A 3,808-nucleotide genomic window follows, 5' to 3' on the forward strand; every position below is an offset into this window, starting at 1 on the left:
GTGAGCGCCGCCGCGTACCGCGCCGCGTGCAGTCCGGCCCGGCGGCCGAACACCAGCAGGTCGGAGAGCGAGTTCCCGCCGAGCCGGTTGGAGCCGTGCATCCCGCCCGCGACCTCGCCGGCCGCGAACAGCCCGGGCACCCCGCGGGCCGCCGCGGTGTCCGAGTCGACCGCGATGCCGCCCATCACGTAGTGGCAGGTCGGTCCGACCTCCATCGCCTCGGCGGTGATGTCGACGTCCGCGAGTTCCTTGAACTGGTGGTACATGGACGGCAGCCGGCGCCGGATCACCTCGGCGGGCATCCGGGTGGAGACGTCGAGGAACACACCGCCGTGGGGCGAGCCGCGGCCCGCCTTCACCTCGGAGTTGATGGCCCGCGCCACCTCGTCCCGGGGGAGCAGCTCAGGAGGGCGCCGGTTGTGGTCCGGGTCCTCGTACCACCGGTCGCCCTCCTCCTCCGACTGCGCGTACTTCTCCTTGAACACGTCCGGGATGTAGTCGAACATGAACCGCTTGCCCTCGGAGTTCCTGAGCACCCCGCCGTCGCCGCGCACCGACTCCGTGACGAGGATGCCCTTCACGGACGGCGGCCAGACCATGCCCGTCGGGTGGAACTGCACGAACTCCATGTTCAGCAGCGGCGCCCCCGCGAGCAGCGCCAGCGCGTGGCCGTCGCCGGTGTACTCCCAGGAGTTCGACGTCACCTTGAAGGACTTGCCGATGCCGCCGGTGGCGACCACCACCGAGGGGGCCTCCAGCACGAAGAACCGGCCGGACTCCCGTTCGTAGCAGAAGGTCCCGCAGACCCGGTCGCCCTCCTTGAGGATCCGGGTGACCGTGCACTCCTGGTAGACCTTCAGGCGCGACTCGTAGTCGCCGGTCTCCCGGAAGTCCTCCTGCTGGAGCGACACGATCTTCTGCTGGAGCGTGCGGATCAGTTCGAGGCCCGTGCGGTCGCCGACGTGCGCGAGGCGCGGGTACTCGTGCCCGCCGAAGTTGCGCTGGGAGATGCGCCCGTCCCGCGTACGGTCGAAGAGGGCGCCCCAGGTCTCCAGCTCCCACACGCGGTCGGGGGCCTCCTGGGCGTGCAGTTCGGCCATCCGCCACTGGTTGAGGAACTTGCCCCCGCGCAGGGTGTCGCGGAAGTGGACCTGCCAGCTGTCACCGGAGTTGACGTTGCCCATGGCCGCCGCGATGCCGCCCTCGGCCATCACCGTGTGCGCCTTGCCGAACAGCGACTTGCAGATCACCGCCGTGCGCGCGCCGCGTTCACGTGCCTCGACGGCGGCCCGCAGCCCGGCGCCCCCGGCACCGACCACGACGACGTCCCACTCCTGCCGGTCGACCACGGACATCAGAAGAACCTCGGATCATCGAATGCGCCGGAGGCGACCAGGTACACGTAGAAGTCGGCGAGCGCCACGCTGATCAGCGAGGCCCAGGCGAGCTGCATGTGGCGGGCGTTGAGGCGGCCGGCCAGCTGCCAGGCCCGGTAGCGCACCGGGTGCCTGGAGAAGTGCTTGAGCTTGCCGCCGACGATGTGCCGGCACGAGTGGCAGGAGAAGGTGTACGCCCAGATCAGCACGATGTTGACGAGGAACACGAGCGTGCCGAGCCCCATGTGGCCCCACGCGTAGTGCTCGTCCCGGAAGGCGAGCACGGTGTCGTACGTGAGGATCCCGGCGACCGGGACCGCCGCGTAGAAGAAGTAGCGGTGCATGTTCTGGAGGACCAGCGGGAAGCGGGTCTCGCCGGTGTACTTCCTGTGCGGCTCGGCGACCGCGCAGGCCGGCGGTGAGGCCCAGAAGCCCCGGTAGTAGGCCTTGCGGTAGTAGTAGCAGGTCAGCCGGAAGCCGAGCGGGAAGATCAGGACCAGCAGGGCGGGGGACAGGCCCCACCAGTTGCCGAAGAGCTCCCAGTTGGGCCCGCTGCGCATCGGCTCGCAGTTCTCCGCCAGGCACGGCGAGTAGAACGGCGAGACGTAGGGGGCCGCGTAGTAGTCGGTGTTCGCGAACGCCCGCCAGGTCGAGTAGACGACGAAGGCCAGCAGCCCGGCCGCGGTCGCGGCGGGCGCCAGCCACCAGCGGTCGGTCCGCAGGTGCGGGGCGGTGATCGCGGCGCGCGTACCGCCGCGTACGCCGCCGCGCGTGCTGCTCTTCGGTTGGGGTTCCGTACCAGTGGCCAAGGAGAGCTCCGGTCGGGGATCAGGGTGCGTGGCGGTCGCGGGCGCCGAGACCCTCGTCGTCGGAGTCCGTCCACAGGCTGTTGTCGTACGGGGTGTCGGGGATGGTCACGAGATCGGGGCGGACCGGTTCGGCGAGTTCGGGCGCGGCCTCGCGCAGGAGCGCCACGCTCTCGCGCAGGTGGTCGGCGTCGGTGCGCACCCTGCGCATCTCCAGGCCGCCGGCCCCCAGCTGCTGCTCCAGCCGCCTCACGGACCTCACCAGGTCGTCGAGGCAGCGCTGAACCGACGTCAGGTCGTCGTGCACGGACATGGCTCGGCCTCACTTCCGCGGACCCGACGGCCCAGGGCGGCAACGTTCATGCGCCTGAGAGTGTGACGTGCCGCACCTGCCGGTGTGAAGGGACGTGCACGGATTCGGCGGGGGCGTGCGGGTGCGAGGGCGTACGGCGCGCGGGCCGGGGGCCCTGTCCGCCGTACGGGTGGGCTTCCCCGCCGCCGTCGCCGTGTCGGTCCCCGGCGCCGCCCCCTTTCCTCTTCAGTGGCCGCATAGATCTGATCAACACCAAATAAGCCGAACGTGATCAGACGTCCATGATCAGGCGTCCGTGACCGGACGCCTGTGACCGGACGCCCGTGATCGGACGCCCGTGATCAGACGTCCGTGTTCACCCGTGGAGCGGCCCCCGGAGGTACCAGTCATGTCCCACGACGGCGTCGGACCGCGCGCGGTGGCGCGCTCGGTCGCGTTCCTCACGGCCGGTGTCCTCGCGGTGCCCGCCCTCGCCGGGTGCGGCGAGCAGGACCCGGCGGGCAGGCCCGCCGCGGACCAGGACACCGCGTCCGCGCGGCGCGACGAGGTCGCGGACGGCGGCACCGTGCGCTGGGCCGTGGACGGCGTGCCGCAGACCCTCAACACCTTCCAGGCGGACGCGGACGCCGCCACCTCCCGGATCGCGGGGGCCGTACTGCCCGCGCTGTACCGGCTCGACGCGAACGGCCGGCCGCGGCGCAACGCCGACTACCTGGAGTCGGCGAGGGTCGTCGAGCGCGAGCCCCGGCAGGTCGTGCTCTACAAGCTCAACCAGCAGGCCGTCTGGAGCAACGGCCGCGAGATCGGCGCCGCGGACTTCTCCGCCCAGTGGCGCGCCCTGTCCGGCCGGGACAGCGCGTACTGGACCGCCCGCAACGCCGGCTACGAGCGCATCGAGAAGATCGAGCGCGGCGCGAGCGACCTGGAGGTGCGGGTCACCTTCAGGAAGCCGTACGCGGACTGGCAGTCGCTGTTCTCGCCGCTGTACCCGAAGAACGTCATGGGCACTCCGGACACCTTCAACGACAGCGCCCGCCGCAGGCTGAAGGTGACCGCGGGCCCGTTCACCGTCAGCGAGGTCGACCGCCGGTCGGGCGACGTCACCCTCAGGCGCAACCCCCGCTGGTGGGGGCGCCCCGCCAAGCTCTCCGCGCTGGTCCTGCGGGCCGTGCCCCGGGAGAAGCGAGTCGCCGCGCTCGCCGCGGGCCGGCTCGACCTGGCCGAGATCGACGCGTCCGAGGCGCACCGCGTCGCGTCCGCCGCCGGGGGCGACACGAAGGACGGGGACGCCTCGCTCGTCCACGGCCCCGGTG

4 protein-coding genes are annotated in these 3,808 nt (G+C 71.6%); 1 reads left to right on the top strand and 3 read right to left on the bottom strand.

The window, feature by feature from the left end; translation table 11 throughout:
- The 3 genes from HO151_RS04910 to HO151_RS04920 form a co-directional block, all read right to left on the bottom strand.
- A partial coding sequence (locus tag HO151_RS04910; protein ID WP_173894886.1) for a fumarate reductase/succinate dehydrogenase flavoprotein subunit occupies positions 1-1,355 on the bottom strand: 1,355 nt, incomplete at its 3' end.
- Positions 1,355-2,185, bottom strand: a complete 831-nt coding sequence (locus HO151_RS04915) for a hypothetical protein (RefSeq protein WP_173894887.1) — start codon at positions 2,183-2,185, stop codon at positions 1,355-1,357. The genes HO151_RS04915 and HO151_RS04910, both read right to left, overlap by 1 nt.
- Positions 2,186-2,204: 19 nt before the next feature.
- Positions 2,205-2,495, bottom strand: coding sequence for a hypothetical protein (locus HO151_RS04920; RefSeq protein ID WP_173894888.1), 291 nt, complete (start codon positions 2,493-2,495; stop codon positions 2,205-2,207).
- Between the two features lie 388 nt (positions 2,496-2,883).
- Between HO151_RS04920 and HO151_RS04925 the strand changes: the two genes are divergently transcribed.
- Positions 2,884-3,808 (top strand): ABC transporter substrate-binding protein (locus tag HO151_RS04925; RefSeq protein WP_254594731.1); only part of this gene is annotated, 925 nt, incomplete at its 3' end.

The organism is Streptomyces sp. 8P21H-1 (assembly GCF_013302945.1).

Bases quoted from the DNA above. Each gene is read 5' to 3' on its own strand.
- HO151_RS04920 (WP_173894888.1), bottom strand. From the start codon at position 2,495: ATGTCCGTGCACGACGACCTGACGTCGGTTCAGCGCTGCCTCGACGAC.